This is a genomic window from Sphingomonas sp. Sph1(2015) (genome assembly GCF_001970915.1).
Lineage (GTDB): Bacteria > Pseudomonadota > Alphaproteobacteria > Sphingomonadales > Sphingomonadaceae > Sphingomonas > Sphingomonas parapaucimobilis.
Genome location: NZ_MQUI01000004.1, coordinates 1 through 14,340 on the forward strand (window position 1 = coordinate 1; position 14,340 = coordinate 14,340).

A 14,340-nucleotide genomic window follows, 5' to 3' on the forward strand; every position below is an offset into this window, starting at 1 on the left:
CACGGGGAGGGGGACCGCCGCGAAGCGGGGGTGGAGGGGGATCGCCGCCAAGGCCTCGTTTCGTGGAGAGCCCCCTCCACCAGCCTGCGGCTGGTCCCCCTCCCCGTGCCGGGGAGGATCTTACGCCCCCAGCTTCTCCAGCATCGACGGGGTCAGCACCTGCGGCAGGACCTGCGGCGCCTTCGCGCCCGGTGCATAATAGAGGTACAGCGGCACCCCCGCCCGGTTATGCCGCTCGATAAAGCGTCCCAATACCGGATCGCCGTCCGTCCAGTCGCCGACCAGCACCGCCACCTTGTTGCGCGCAAACGCTTCGCGCACCGACGACCGCTCGATGGCGGCCGCCTCGTTGACCTTGCAGCTCAGGCACCAGTCGGCGGTGAAATAGGCGAAGACCGGACGGTTCGCTTTCCGCAGGTCTTCCAGCTTCGCCTCGGTAAAGGCGGTGTCGGCGGTCGCCTTGGCCACTGCGGCGGCGGGCTTGACCGTCACCACGATCCCGACCGCCAGCACCAGCGCCACGACAGCGGGCCAGCCCGCCCGCCCCTTGCCGCCATGCTGGCGCAGGCCCGTCCACCAGAAACCCAGCGACGCGATCAGCGCGGCGGCGAGGCCCAGCGTCATGCCGGTCACGCCAGCCTCCTGCCCCAATATCCAGGCCAGCGCGAGCGCGGTCAGGAACATCGGCACCGACAGGATATGACGAAGCCGCACCATCCACATGCCCGGCTTGGGCAGCCGCCGCCGCAGCGCGGGAACGAAACCGATCGCGATGAAGGGCAACGCGATGCCGATCCCCAGCCCAGCGAACACCGCCAGCGCGGCGGCAGCGGGCAGGACCAGCGCGGCGCCCAGCGCTCCCGCCATGAACGGTCCCGAACAGGGCGTGGCAACGAACGCCGCCAGCGCGCCGGTCGCGAACGACCCCATCGCGCCCGAGCGCCCGGCAAAGGCGGGCGTCGGCAGCTCGAACAGCCCGGCCAGATTGAACGCAATACCCGCGACCAGCAGCAGCAGGATGCCGATCACGCGCGGGTCCTGAAGCTGGAACGCCCAGCCCGCGCTCTGCCCGCCCGCCCGCAACGCCAACAGCACGACGCCCAGCCCGACGCACACCAGCACGACGCCCGCCGTATAGGCCAGCGCCTCGGTCCGGGCATGGCGTTCATCGCCGCCACCCTTGGCCAGGCTCAGCGCCTTGAGGCTCAGGATCGGGAAGACGCAGGGCATGATGTTGAGCAGCAACCCGCCCAGCACCGCGCCCAGAAAGGCCAGCGCGATCGCGCCGAAGCCATGGTCCGAAGTCGCGCTCGCCCCGGCGATCGCCCCCGGCTTGGCGGCGAAGGACAGTCCCTGCCCCTCGCCGATCGACAACACGCCCGACACCGGCCCCGGTGTCGGCACGGCGGCGGCGGGCATGGCGAGGATCAGCTGGTCGCCGCTCCGCGTCATCGCTTGCGGCGCGGCATGGTCGATGATGCCGCTGCGCTCGGGGTAGAAATAGGCGTCCTTGACCGCGACCGACGCGGGCAGCGGCACCGCGATCCGCACCTGCTTGCCTTGCGTCTCGATCACCCCGTCGCCCCCAAGGGGCTTGGGCAAGGCGGCGCGCCACCGGTCGAACTCGGCGCGCCGGGCCGGATCGATCGCGCCGTCACCGACCGTCATCGTCGTCGACAGAGTCTGGCTCTCGGGCACGCAGATCGTGTCGGTGCAGACCAGATAGTCGAGCTTCACCGTGACCGGCAGCGGGGTCCCCTTGGCGAGCCCCGCAGGCACCGAAAGGTCGACGAGCAGCGTGAAGGGCCGCTCATAGACATAGTTCATCAGCCCGGCGATCTTCAGCCGCCCCGGCACCGGATAGCGCAGCTCGCCCGCGCTCACGCCCTTGGGCAGCGTCCAATGCGCCTCGGTCGGGAGGCCCGCATCGCCGCCATTCTTCCAATAGCCATGCCAGCCCTTTTCAGGCGTCGCGACGATAGCCAGGGTCGTATGGCTGCCCGCTGCCGGCGTTTCGCTTTCGGCGACCAGGCCCATCGCCAGATGGATGGCCCCCGGCGCGGGCGCGCTCTCCGCCATGCCGGGGCCTGCCGCCACCAGCATGAACAGAGCCGTCATCAGGATGTAAAACCAACCGCGCATCGACCTTGCCCTCACCCGCTTTCGCGTTCCATAGCGCCCCTGTTCCCGCTTTGCATCAAGGTTGCCCATGAACTCCCTGACTGCCGCGCTCCTGGCCTCCGCCGCGCTTCTCGCCGCCCCCGCGACCGCCCAGAATGCCAGCCCCGTGCCGGGCTATTCCGCGCCCGCCCCCGTCGTCACGCTGCCGGGGACGCCGCAGCCGCCCTTTCCCACGACGCCGCCCAAGCTGATCGTCGCGATCTCGGTCGACCAATTCTCGGCCGACCTGTTCCAGCAATATCGCAACCACTTCACCGGCGGCATGGCCCGCCTGCTGACCGGCGCGGTCTTCCCCTCGGGTTATCAGAGTCATGCCGCGACCGAGACGTGCCCCGGCCACTCGACCATCCTGACCGGCTATCGCCCCGCCCATACCGGGATCATCGCCAATAACTGGGTCGACCAGTCGGTGAACCGCCCCGACAAGATCGTTTATTGCTCGGAGGACGAAAGCGTCACGGGCATGAACCACAACAATTACGTCGTGTCGGACAAGCATCTGAAGGTCCCGACGCTGGGCGAGCGGATGAAGACCGCCGATCCCCGCGTCCGCACCGTCTCGGTCGCAGGGAAAGACCGTGCCGCCGTGATGATGGGCGGCCACAAGATGGACGAGATCTGGTGGTGGGACGGCAAGACCTATGTCTCCTATGCCGGACGCGCCGTGCCACCGGTGGTCGAACGTACCCGCAAGGCGGTGGCCGATCTGGTCGCCCGCCCGCAGGAGCCGCTGCCGCTGCCCGGTTTCTGCAAGCCGCTCGACCGGCCGATCACCGTCGGCAGCCAGACGCTGGGCACCGGCCGGTTCCAGCGCATGGCGGGGGACCTGAAGGCGTTCCGCGTCTCGCCCGCCGCCGATGCGGCGGTGCTGGCGATGGCCGCGGGCTTCGTGCAGGACATGAAGCTGGGCCAGGGACCGCAGACCGACATCCTGTCGGTCGGGCTGTCGGCGACCGACTATATCGGCCATGCGCTGGGCACCCAGGGCGCCGAGATGTGCATCCAGATGTCCGAGCTGGACCGTTCGCTGGCGGGCTTCTTCGATGTGCTCGACGCGACGGGCGTGGATTATGAGGTGATGCTGACCGCCGATCACGGCGCACACGACATGACCGAACGCCAGCAGATCCGCGCCATGCCGATGGAAAGCCATGTCGCGCCCGAGGCCAAGACCAAGGCAATGTCGGCCGCGATCGCCAAGGCGATGGGCCTGCCCAACGATCCGCCGCTCCTGATGAGCGCGGAGGGCGACATCTATGTCAATTCGGCATTGCCCGCCGCGACCCGCGCGAAGGTGTTGGCCGAGGCCAAGCGCCGCTACGAAGCACTGCCGCAGGTCGCCGCCGCGCTGACCCGCGACGAGATCGCAGCGACGCCTTGGCCGACGACCCCGCCGGAGACCTGGACGCTGAAGGAAAAGGCGCGCTCCTCCTATGATCCGACCCGCTCGGGCGACCTGCTGATCCTCCTCAAGCCTCGTGTGACGACCATCGAGGAGCCGGCCCCCGGCTATGTCGAAACGCACGGCTCGCCCTGGGACTATGACCGGCGGGTGCCCATCCTGTTCTGGCGCAAGGGCATGGCCGGGTTCGAACAGCCGCTGTCGGTCGAGACGGTCGACATCGCCCCGACGCTGGCCGCGACGATCGGGTTGCCGATCCCGGGTGTGGACGGGCGCTGCCTGGACCTCGATCCCGGCGCGGCGGATACGTGCAAGCGGTGACCTGGTCCTTCCCGGTACGGGGAGGTGGCAGGCCGAAGGCCTGACGGAGGGGGGCATCGGCAAAGGACACCCCGTGCGGCGATCCCCCTCCACCACCGCTTCGCGGCGGTCCCCCTCCCCGTGCCGGGGAGGATGTCAGGCCCGCTCCACCCGGTACTCGATCGGCTTGAAACTGCCCCCATTGGACGCTGGCGCCGAACAGGCGGTCAGGCCGATCACCAGATCCATATGCGCCACGAAGCGGATATGGTCGCCCGGCTTGCTCAGCGGGGGCAGCACCTCCAGCTTGCCGGTCGTGCCATCGATCGGCACGTTCATGAAACAGTTGAACGCCACCGGAATCCGGTCGGGCACTACGCCATAAGGCTCCAGCGCCGCCGCCAGATTGCCGAAGCACCCCCGATGGCGCGGCAGATCGGGATAGAAATGGTCGAAAGTATCGACCGAGCACGGCGTCAGCAGGAAGTCATGCATCCCCACCCTGTCCTCGACGATCTCCAGCATCACCCGCGAGCGATTGGAATAGAGCTTGTGCCCGGTCGTCAGCCGGATCGTCTCGGCATAGTCGAGCGTACGCCCCGACGAGATCACCTCGTCCAGATCGTCGGCGTTGAAGGCGAGCAGGTCGGCCACTTGCCGCCCGCGCGGATCGATGACGATCAGGCTGTCGCCCTTGGCCATGCGGAACGCGTCGCCGCTGCGCGGGGGGATTTCCACCGTTTGGCCGCTCATGGCTTGGCCTCGCGCGTATCGCCTGCATAATGGAAGGGGCAGCGCCAGCCCTCCTCGACCACGCGGCCGCTATACTGGCGTGCCTCGCTCAATTCGCCATGGCGGGTGAGCATCGGATTGCGCGAACCGGCCAGCGCCTCGTCGCGCATCAGGATCTTCTCGCGCATCGTCTCGTATTTCCCCTGTGCGCGCAGGATCTCGAACTGGTCGTGCAGGTTGAAGATCATCGCAGGGCGCGGGAAGCGACGCGCCGGGCGGCTGGCATTCGGGTGCAGCCCCACGACGAAAAACGCTTCGCCGCCAAAGGAGAGCGAGAAATGCGGGTCGTCGGGATCGGTGCTGACGCGCCTGTCCCAATCCTGGCCCAGCCAGACATCCTTGTCCGATAGCGACTGGATGCGCGACCAGACCCATTGCTCGAATGCAGCTTCGTCGAGCGTATCCGGCCCGGCGAACACCACCGCAAGGCTGCGGAAAAGCTGCGGCTCGGCGCGGTAGCGCTCGGCGAAACGGCGCAGGCCATCATGGATGCGCAGGTCGTCCCAGGCACTGGCGATATCGCGCGCACCCAGGATTTCCAGGGTCCCACGCGCCATCGCGGCCTTCGCGCCGACGCACGGGAAATCGGCCTCCGCAATATGAGCGCGGAGCATCGCGGCGGATTCCGGCTCACTGGGGTCTTGAGCGGGGAAGAGACTGCTGATCATATCTGACATGGAACAACCCAACGCCGCGGCGAAACGGTACGTTCCAAAAGATATCGCAATCACAATAGATTGCAGATCATTTTTCAGCAATCTTGATAAGGATCAACGCCATGGTTGATCGAGGTTGCCCGGCGCTTGCCAATAACGATGCGCACCACCGAGCCGGGATGCGGGGCGGGTCGGCATAACCGACGGACCGGCTGCCGATGCATCGTCATCCCCCCTCGTCCGCGCGGCGACAAGGTCCGGGCGATCAAGCGCGGCGGCGATGCCTGGACTCGCAACGCCGCCGGGGGATCGGGCCGCTGATGAAATGCCGATTTCCCTGGAACCCAAGCCCAATCGGATTCGAGATGATCAATCCAGATTGGGGCGCAGCCAGCGAGTGGCCTGCGCCACATCGATGCCGCGCCGGGTGGCATAGTCCGCCACCTGATCCTCACCGATCCGCGCCACGCCGAAATATTCCGCCTGGGCGTGCCCGAAATAGAAGCCGCTGACCGCCGCCGTCGGCAGCATCGCGAAGCTGTCGGTCAGTTCCAGCCCGACCGCCTGTTCCGCGCCCAGCAGGTCGAACAGCGTGCGCTTGATGCTGTGCTCGGGGCATGCGGGATAGCCCGGTGCCGGGCGGATGCCGCGATATTGCTCGCGGATCAGCGCTTCGTTGGTCAGCTGCTCACCTGCCGCATAGCCCCACAGGTCGGTGCGGACATGCGCGTGCAGGCGTTCGGCAAAGGCTTCGGCCAGACGGTCGGCCAAGGCTTTCAGCAGGATATCGTTGTAATCGTCATGCCCGGCCCGAAACCGCTCGATATGCGCATCGATGCCGTGGATGCCGACCGCGAAGCCGCCGATCCAGTCGCCTGTGGGATCAACGAAATCGGCCAGACACATGTTCGCGCGGCCTTCGCGCTTGGCGATCTGCTGGCGCAGGAAGGGGATGCGGGTTTCCTCGCCCTTGGCGGTCAGGATCACGTCGTCGCCATCGCGGCGGCAGGGCCATAGCGCGGCGACACCGCGTGCGGTCAGCCACTTTTCGGCGATGATCGTGTCGAGCATGGCCTGCGCATCGGCGTACAGCCCGCTGGCGCTCTCGCCCACGACCTCATCGGTCAGGATCGCCGGGAAATTGCCCGCCAGCTCCCACGCGCGGAAAAAGGGCGTCCAGTCGATATAGTCGCGCAGGTCGGACAGGTCCCAGTCCTGATAGACATGCACGCCCGGCTGCTTCGGATCGCCCGCCTTCAGCGCCATGTCCGCGACGAAGCCGCGTGCCCGTGCTTCCTCCAGCGGCAGGAGCGCATTGGAACCCTTGCCCTCGCGCGCCTTGCGGACAGCTTCGTAATCGGCCGCCACCTGCGCCACATAGGGATCGCGCTGGGTATCGGACACGAGCGTCGTCGCCACGCCGACCGCGCGGCTGGCGTCGAGGACATGGACCACCGGCCCCTCATAGGCGGGCGCGATGCGCAGTGCGGTGTGGACCTTGGAGGTGGTCGCGCCGCCGATCAGCAGCGGCATGGTCATGCCCGCCCGCTGCATCTCCTCGCCCACCGTCACCATTTCGTCGAGCGACGGGGTGATGAGGCCCGACAGGCCGATCATGTCGGCATCATGCTCGACCGCCGAAGCGATGATCTTCGCCCAGGGGACCATGACGCCCAGATCGACCACCTCGAAGCCGTTGCACTGGAGCACGACGCCGACGATGTTCTTACCGATATCGTGGACGTCGCCCTTCACGGTCGCCAAGACGATCTTGCCCTTGCCCTTCGCGCCCGGCTCCTTCGCCGCCTCGATGAAGGGTAGCAGGTGCGCGACCGCCTTCTTCATGACGCGGGCGGACTTCACCACCTGCGGCAGGAACATCTTGCCCGATCCGAACAGGTCGCCGACGACGTTCATACCGTCCATCAGCGGGCCTTCGATCACCTCGATGGGACGGGCGAATTGCTGGCGGCATTCCTCGGTATCGTCGACGACATGCGCGTCGATGCCCTTGACCAGCGCATATTCCAGCCGCTTGGTGACGGGCAGGCTGCGCCATTCGGCGGCCTGCTTCTCGGCGACCGCATCGGTGCCGCGATAGCGCTCGGCCAGCGCCACCAGCCGCTCACCCGCTTCCGGGTCACGGTTGAGGACGACATCCTCGCAGGCCTGGCGCAGTTCGGGGTCGATCGTGTCGTACACGTCGAGTTGCCCCGCATTGACGATCGCCATGTCCATGCCCGCCGGGATGGCGTGGTAGAGGAACACCGAGTGCATCGCGCGGCGCACCGGCTCGTTGCCGCGAAAGCTGAACGACAGGTTCGACAGGCCGCCCGAGATATGGACGTGCGGGCAGCGCGCCTTGATTTCGCGACACGCCTCGATGAAGTCGACGCCGTAATTGTTATGCTCTTCGATGCCGGTGGCGACCGCGAAGACATTGGGGTCGAAGATGATATCCTCGGGCGGGAAGCCGATGGACATGAGCAGATCATAGGCGCGCGCACAGATCTCGACCTTGCGGTCCTTGGTATCGGCCTGGCCCACTTCGTCGAACGCCATGACGACCACCGCCGCGCCGTAAGCCATGCAGCGGCGGGCATAGTGAAGGAACGCCTCCTCGCCTTCCTTCATGCTGATCGAGTTGACGATCGGCTTGCCCGACACGCACTTCAGCCCCGCCTCGATCACGCTCCATTTCGAGCTGTCGATCATGATCGGCACGCGCGCGATGTCCGGCTCGGCGGCGATCAGCTTGAGGAAGGTGGTCATGGCGTATTCGGCGTCGAGCAGCCCTTCGTCCATATTGACGTCGACCACCTGCGCGCCATTCTCGACCTGGCTGCGCGCCACCTCCACCGCGCGGGTGTAGTCGCCCGCCAGGATCATCTTCTTGAACGCCGCCGATCCGGTGACATTGGTCCGCTCGCCGACATTGACGAAATTGGTGGAGGTGTTGGTGGTCATCGTCTTGTTCCTAGCCCCTCCCCTTCAGGGGAGGGGTTGGGGTGGGGCCTGTCCAGGCAGTCAAAGGTCCGGGATGAAGGCCACGCCCCACCCCCAACCCCTCCCCTGAAGGGGAGGGGCTTTACGGGTCACGCCGCCATCGTGAACGGCTCCAGCCCGGCCAGGCGGGTGACGACCGGCGGGGTCGGGATGGCGCGGGGTTTCATGCCCTTCACCTTGTCGGCGATCGCCTTGATATGCGCAGGCGTCGAGCCGCAGCAGCCGCCCAGCACATTGACCTGCCCCTCGACCGCCCATTCGCCGACCAGCCCGGCGGTGGTCACCGGCGCCTCGTCATAGGCGCCCAGCTCGTTGGGCAGCCCGGCATTGGGGTAGATCATGATGAGCGTGTCGCAGATTTCGCTCAACGTCTTCACATGCGGGCGCAGCTGCTCCGCGCCGAACGAGCAGTTCAGCCCGATGGTCAGCGGCCGGGCATGGCGCACCGCGTGCCAGAAGGCCTCGACCGTATGGCCCGACAGGTTGCGGCCCGACAGGTCGGTCAGCGTCATCGACAGCATGATCGGGATTTCACGGCCCAGCGCCTCGCCCGCCTCGATCGTGGCCATGATCCCGGCCTTGGCGTTGAGCGTATCGAACACCGTCTCGATCAGGATGAAGTCCGCGCCACCCTCGACCAAGGCGTCGATCTGTTCGCGGTACACATCCTTGAGGAAATCGAAATCGATCTCGCGATAGCCGGGATCGTTCACGTCCGGCGACAGCGACAGCGTCTTGTTGGTCGGCCCGAGTGCGCCCGCGACAAAGCGGGGGCGGCCATCCTTGGCCTGGTACTCGTCGGCCAGGCGACGGGCGAGCTTCGCGCTCTCGACATTGATCTCGCGCACCAGATGTTCGGCACCGTAATCGGCCTGGCTGATCCGGTTGGCGGAGAAGGTGTTGGTCTCGGCGATGTCCGCCCCCGCCTCGAAATAGGCGCGGTGGATGGACTCGGGCACCTCGGGCTTGGTCAGCGCGAGGATGTCGTTATTGCCCTTCTGGTCATGGGTCAGGCCCAGCGTCCCCGCATAAGCCGCCTCGTCCAGCTTCCAGTTCTGGATCTCGGTGCCGAACGCGCCGTCGGTGATGAGAATGCGCTTGGCGGCTTCGGCCAGGAAGGTGTCGCGGGTCGTCATCGTCTTGCTCCTGCTCGGGCGAGCGGTTGTTCCGTTAGGGTAGAGAGCCTCAGACGATTTGCCTGTGGCCCTGCCCTCCCCCATCCCCTCCCGCCTGCGGGAGGGGCGTGCCTGGGTCGTCGGTCATGCGCTGTCGCCAACCCCGACCCTCCATTTCATCTCTCCCCTCCCGCAGGCGGGAGGGGCCGGGGGAGGGAAAGCCGCAAGCGACACAGCTTGCCGAACCGGCCCTACCCCCGAAGCGTTAAGATCACGCCGCCACGACCGCCTCGGCCTTCTTCCCCCGCACGCCCAGCAAATGGCTGATCGCGTACGCCAGCTCGGCGCGGTTGAGGGTATAGAAGTGAAACCCCTTCACCCCGCCCGCATAGAGCCGACGGCACATCTCGGCGGCGATCGTCGCGGCGACGAGCTGGCGCGCGCCGGGATGGTCGTCCAGCCCCTCGAACAGGCGGTCCATCCAGTCGGGGATGCGCGCGCCGCACATGGCGGCGAACTTGCGGGTCTGCGCGACGTTCGACACCGGCAGGATGCCCGGCACGATCTCGGCGGTGATCCCCGCCGCCGCCGCCGCGTCGCGGAAACGGAAATAGGCTTCCGGCGAGAAGAAGAACTGCGTGATCGCGCGGTTGGCCCCGGCGTCGATCTTGCGCTTCAGATTGTCGATATCCGACGCCTGATCCGTCGAATCCGGGTGGCATTCGGGATAGGCCGCGACCGAAATCTCGAACGGATGCAGCTTCTTGAGACCCGCCACCAGATCGGCGGCATTCTCATAACCGCCCGGATGGCTGACGAAGCGCGCGCCCTCGGCGGGAGGATCACCACGCAGCGCGACGATATGCCGCACGCCCGCCGCCCAATATTCATGGGCGACCTGGTCGATCTCCTCACGGGTCGCCTCGACACAGGTCAGGTGCGCGGCGGCGTCCATCGTCGTCTCACGCTGGATACGCGCAACCGTCGCATGGGTGCGCTCACGGGTCGAGCCGCCCGCGCCGTACGTCACCGAGACGAAGCGCGGGTCCAGCGGCTCCAGCGTGCGGATCGCATCCCACAGCTGCGTGTCCATCTTCTCCGTCTTGGGCGGGAAGAATTCGAAGCTGACCGCGATATCGCCGCCGACATCGGCGAACAGCGGTTCCTCATGCGCCAGCGCGGCCTCGGCCCGCGTCAGGATCGTGTTCGTCATGCCGCCCTCACCCTATTCGTCTCGACGGGCCGAAGCCCCTTCTTCACACCCAGCCAGAGCTTGACGGTCAGTTCGCCGCCCTCCAGCGTTTTCGTCTCCGCCAGCGTCAGCCCGGCGGGGCCGAACCAGCTGGCCATTTGTTCGTCGGCAAAGCCCAGGCGACTATGCGCCGCCTTTTGCCGCAATTCCTCGCGATCATGCGGCGCGAAATCGGCGATCAGCAAGCGCCCGCCCGGCCCCAGCACCCGCGCCGCCTCGGCGATCGCAGCACCCGGCTGCTGCGCGAAGTGCAGGACATGGTGCAGGATCGCGATATCCGCCGCGCCGTCGCCCATGGGCAGCGCATAAAGGTCCGCCTGCCGCAACTCGGTATTGGCGCGCCCATGCAGCTTGGCGCGGGCCAGCCGCAGCATCTCCGAGGAACGGTCGATGCCCAGCGCGCTGTCCGCCCGGTCGCCGAACAGCTCCAGCATCCGCCCGGTGCCGGTGCCGATATCGATCAGCGCGCCCAGATCGCCCTCGCCGATCAGCCCGGCCATCGCCTCCTCAATCTCGCTGTCCGCGACATGGAGAGAGCGGATCGCATCCCACTCGCCCGCATGATCCTCGAACCAGGCCGCCGCGCTCGCTGCCCGGTCGGCGCGCACCGCCGCCAGCCGCGCAACATCGGCCACCACCCAGGGGTCGAGCGTCTCCGCCGTCCAGCGGTCGAGCGCCGCCGTCACCGGCTCCACCGCCTCGCGGTCGCCCAGCGCGACGAAGACCCAACTGCCTTCCTTGCGCCGCTCGGCCAGTTCGGCGTCGACCAGGATCTTCACATGGCGGCTGACCCGCGGCTGACTCTGGCCCAGCACCTGCGCCAGTTCGCCGACCGAAAGCTCCATCGAGCGGAGCAGCGCCAGGATGCGCAGCCGCGTCGGATCGCTGAGGGCGCGAAAGATTTCGAGCGCATTGGCCATGGATCACGATATAAAGATATCTTTATATGCGGTCAACGGAGGGAATTCATGAAGACCGGCTCGGACCCGAAACGGTTCGTCTGCGTTGGCACGCCGATCATATGTTCGAAACGGGAGTGTTTGCCATGAAGAAGGCCCTTATCCTCGCCCTGACCGGCGCCGCCGCGATCTCGCTGGCCGCATGCAGCCAGAACAGCCAGCAGCAGACCAAGGAGGCCGCCGACGCGATCGGTTCGGACGTGAAGGCGACCACGCAGAACGCCTCCGACGATGTCGAGGCCGCGACTGCCAAGGCGCTGAACTCGGCCGAGAACGCGATGGACAAGGCGGGCGACAAGCTCGACCGCGCCGGGGACCGCGCCGCCGTGCAGGCCGATCGCGCAGGCGACAATCTCGACCGCAGCCTGGACCGCGCGGGCGACAAGATCGAGAATGGCACGGCCAAGGCTCGCGAGGCGACCGGCAACGCGCTGGTCCGTGCGGGCGAGGATGTTCGCCGCTAAGGGCTTATCCTTTCGGATCAGGGAAGCGGGTCGGCGAGGGATCGTCGGCCCGTTTTTTGTTTGGTGAGGGTTTCGCGCGGCCTTCGACTTCGCCCAGGCTGAACGGCGTGAGGGGTTTGGACACTCATTCCAACGTCCGTTCAGCCTGAGCGAAGTCGAAGGCCACGCCCCAACGCCCGCCGCCAAACCTAGTCGAACCGAACCTTCCCCCGCCCCGCCTTGACCTGGGCGCGCCCCTTCTTGGCATCCACCCGCCGGGTCTGCGACGCGCGTGTCGGCTTGGTCGGCCGCCGCTTCTTCGGCACGATGGTGGCCTCGCGGATCAGCTCGATCAGCCGCTCGCGCACCTCGCGCCGGTTCATCTCCTGCGATCGGCTGGCATCCGCGCGCAGGGTAAGGATGCCGTCCTTGCTCAGCCGCTGCCCCGCCAGCACGGCGAGGCGCGTCTTCACCGCCTCGGGCAGGCTGGGCGAGCCGCCGACGTCGAAACGCAGCAGCACCGCGCTGTCGGTCGTATTGACATGCTGCCCGCCCGGCCCGGAGGCGCGGGTGAAGCTTTCGGCGATCTCGCGCTCGTCGATCGCGATGGCGCGGGTGACGGGGATCAGCGCCATCGCATGGCCGCCTAGTTCTGGAAGATGCCGAAGCGTTCCGGGACCGGCGCCTCGGCGGTGATCGGATCCTTCTCGCCGCGCGGCACGGTCAGGTTGGCGGCGTGGAGCAGCATGCCGCCCGGCTCGCCCGCGCCATAGACCGGATCGCCGACGACCGGAGCCCCCAGGCCGGTGGCGGCATGGACGCGGATCTGGTGCGTCCGGCCGGTCTCGGGCCGGAACTCGACCAGCGTGCGGCCATCCTCATGACGCAGCGCGCGCCAGCCGGTCCGCGCGGACTTGCCCGCCGGATCGGCGACCATCCGCCAGCCTTCCTCCATCGTCGATACCTTGGCCAGCGGCAGGTCGATCATGCCCTCCCCCTCGACCAGGCCGTTCAGCACAGCCAGATAGCGCTTTTCCACCAATCCCGCCTCGAACGCCTGCTGGAAACGGGCATGGGCCTTGGGATTGCGCGACAGGAGCAGGCAGCCGCTGGTGTCGCGGTCCAGCCGATGGACCGCATGGGGCCAGCGCTTGAAGCCGAACTTCAGCGATTCCAGATGGTTTTCGAGGCTGATCGACCCGTTGCGGGGCCGATCCACGGGCAAGCCCGCCGGTTTGTCGATTACCAGCGCTTCGCCGTCGATGAAAAGAACGCGATCTCCGTGCATCGCGCTCCCTTGCCACCGTGCGCGCCGACATGCCAGAGGCGCGCGCGTCATGCCGACCGCTCCTGCTGCTTTCCTGCGTTTTCTGGCGCTGCTGATGTTCGCCACGCTGCCCGTGGCGGTACAGGCGCAGTCCTGCGACGGTGCGCTGCCGCCGCCCGGCCCCGATGGCCGCGTCGCGGGCCATTTCCCCTATGGCGACGCCTCGTCCCAGGACATCGTGCCCGCCCCCGCCGGATTCGGACTGAAGCCCTATTGCCGGGTCCACCGGGCGATGCTGGGCGATCTGCAGCGGCTGCTCGATGCGGCGAAGGCCGATCCGTCGGTGGGCGGCACTTTGCGCGGCCTGTCCTGCCACCGCGAGGTCGCTCGCCAGCGCAACGTCTTCTGCCGCGACCGCAGCGTCTCCGCCGCCGAGCGCGCCATTTCGGTCGCGCCTGCTGGGCATAGCGAACATGCGACCGGCTATGCGATCGACTTCGCGGTGCGCCCGGCGCATGGCTGCCCGGATGCCGAGGCGTGCATGGCGGCGTCTCCGGCGGCGCGCTGGCTGATCGCGAATGCGCGGCGCTTCGGCTTCGAGATGAGCTTTCCGGCGGGGAACAGGCAGCGGGTGAAGTGGGAGCCGTGGCACTGGCGCTGGGTCGGGACCAGTCTGGCAGAGCCAGGTGCGGCGCAGGCGCGGGCGGTCTTCGCCAAGGCGCGGGCACAGTTCCCGGCCGATCCGGGGATACGCGATCCGTTGAAGATCGTGGTGGCGAACCAGCCGCCGGTGCCGTTTGTGGCTGCGCCTGCGCCTGCAAAAAAGAAGGGGCGGCGGCGATAGGGTTTCCCTTGGCCTTCGACTTCGCTCAGGCTGAACGGCTGTGGGGGTTGATCCCTATTTCCAACCTCCGTTCAGCCTGAGCGAAGTCGAAGGCCACGCCCGGCGCCCGCCACAAAAAACGGG

General features: G+C 67.4%; 12 protein-coding genes. 3 read left to right on the plus strand and 9 right to left on the minus strand.

What is annotated here, in order from left to right; all coding sequences use genetic code 11:
• Window positions 1–120 precede the first annotated feature (120 nt).
• Window positions 121–2,142, minus strand: coding sequence for a protein-disulfide reductase DsbD family protein (locus tag BSZ14_RS02465; RefSeq protein WP_076709650.1), 2,022 nt, complete (start codon window positions 2,140–2,142; stop codon window positions 121–123).
• 67 nt (window positions 2,143–2,209) lie between these two features.
• Here BSZ14_RS02465 and BSZ14_RS02470 point away from each other — a divergent pair, with 67 nt between their 5' ends.
• Window positions 2,210–3,904: an alkaline phosphatase family protein gene (locus BSZ14_RS02470; protein WP_076709651.1), complete on the plus strand. Its 1,695-nt coding sequence runs from the start codon at window positions 2,210–2,212 to the stop codon at window positions 3,902–3,904.
• 135 nt (window positions 3,905–4,039) lie between these two features.
• Here BSZ14_RS02470 and BSZ14_RS02475 read toward each other — a convergent pair whose 3' ends face one another.
• The 6 genes from BSZ14_RS02475 to BSZ14_RS02500 all read right to left on the minus strand — a co-directional run bounded on the left by BSZ14_RS02475 (window position 4,040) and on the right by BSZ14_RS02500 (window position 11,624).
• The gene (locus tag BSZ14_RS02475) at window positions 4,040–4,636 is read right to left on the minus strand and encodes a DUF1989 domain-containing protein (protein ID WP_076709652.1); all 597 of its coding nucleotides are present in this window, start codon (window positions 4,634–4,636) and stop codon (window positions 4,040–4,042) included.
• Window positions 4,633–5,289: a guanitoxin biosynthesis heme-dependent pre-guanitoxin N-hydroxylase GntA gene (gene gntA / locus BSZ14_RS02480; protein ID WP_241823610.1), complete on the minus strand. Its 657-nt coding sequence runs from the start codon at window positions 5,287–5,289 to the stop codon at window positions 4,633–4,635. Before gntA ends, BSZ14_RS02475 begins: the two co-directional genes overlap by 4 nt.
• Before the next feature lie 411 nt (window positions 5,290–5,700).
• Complete coding sequence (gene metH, locus BSZ14_RS02485; protein WP_076709654.1) at window positions 5,701–8,298, minus strand: methionine synthase; 2,598 nt, start codon at window positions 8,296–8,298, stop codon at window positions 5,701–5,703.
• A 128-nt stretch (window positions 8,299–8,426) separates the two neighbouring features.
• Entirely contained in the window at window positions 8,427–9,473 is a 1,047-nt protein-coding gene (locus tag BSZ14_RS02490) for a homocysteine S-methyltransferase family protein (protein ID WP_076709655.1), read from the minus strand.
• A gap of 250 nt (window positions 9,474–9,723) precedes the next feature.
• The gene (gene metF / locus BSZ14_RS02495; RefSeq protein ID WP_076709656.1) at window positions 9,724–10,665 is read right to left on the minus strand and encodes a methylenetetrahydrofolate reductase; all 942 of its coding nucleotides are present in this window, start codon (window positions 10,663–10,665) and stop codon (window positions 9,724–9,726) included.
• Window positions 10,662–11,624 (minus strand): ArsR/SmtB family transcription factor, encoded by a 963-nt coding sequence (locus BSZ14_RS02500; RefSeq protein ID WP_076709657.1) that lies wholly within the window; start codon window positions 11,622–11,624, stop codon window positions 10,662–10,664. Before BSZ14_RS02500 ends, metF begins: the two co-directional genes overlap by 4 nt.
• Before the next feature lie 125 nt (window positions 11,625–11,749).
• On the opposite strand from BSZ14_RS02500, the gene BSZ14_RS02505 reads away from it, so the two are divergent.
• On the plus strand, window positions 11,750–12,127 hold the full coding sequence (locus BSZ14_RS02505; protein ID WP_042484946.1) for a hypothetical protein: 378 nt from the start codon (window positions 11,750–11,752) through the stop codon (window positions 12,125–12,127).
• Window positions 12,128–12,315: 188 nt separating this feature from the next.
• Here BSZ14_RS02505 and arfB read toward each other — a convergent pair whose 3' ends face one another.
• Both arfB and BSZ14_RS02515 read right to left on the minus strand, forming a co-directional pair.
• On the minus strand, window positions 12,316–12,741 hold the full coding sequence (gene arfB / locus BSZ14_RS02510) for an alternative ribosome rescue aminoacyl-tRNA hydrolase ArfB (RefSeq protein WP_076709658.1): 426 nt from the start codon (window positions 12,739–12,741) through the stop codon (window positions 12,316–12,318).
• An 11-nt stretch (window positions 12,742–12,752) separates the two neighbouring features.
• On the minus strand, window positions 12,753–13,394 hold the full coding sequence (locus tag BSZ14_RS02515; RefSeq protein ID WP_076709659.1) for an RluA family pseudouridine synthase: 642 nt from the start codon (window positions 13,392–13,394) through the stop codon (window positions 12,753–12,755).
• Window positions 13,395–13,443: 49 nt separating this feature from the next.
• Here BSZ14_RS02515 and BSZ14_RS02520 point away from each other — a divergent pair, with 49 nt between their 5' ends.
• Window positions 13,444–14,217, plus strand: a complete 774-nt coding sequence (locus tag BSZ14_RS02520) for a M15 family metallopeptidase (RefSeq protein ID WP_076709660.1) — start codon at window positions 13,444–13,446, stop codon at window positions 14,215–14,217.
• Window positions 14,218–14,340: the final 123 nt, after the last annotated feature.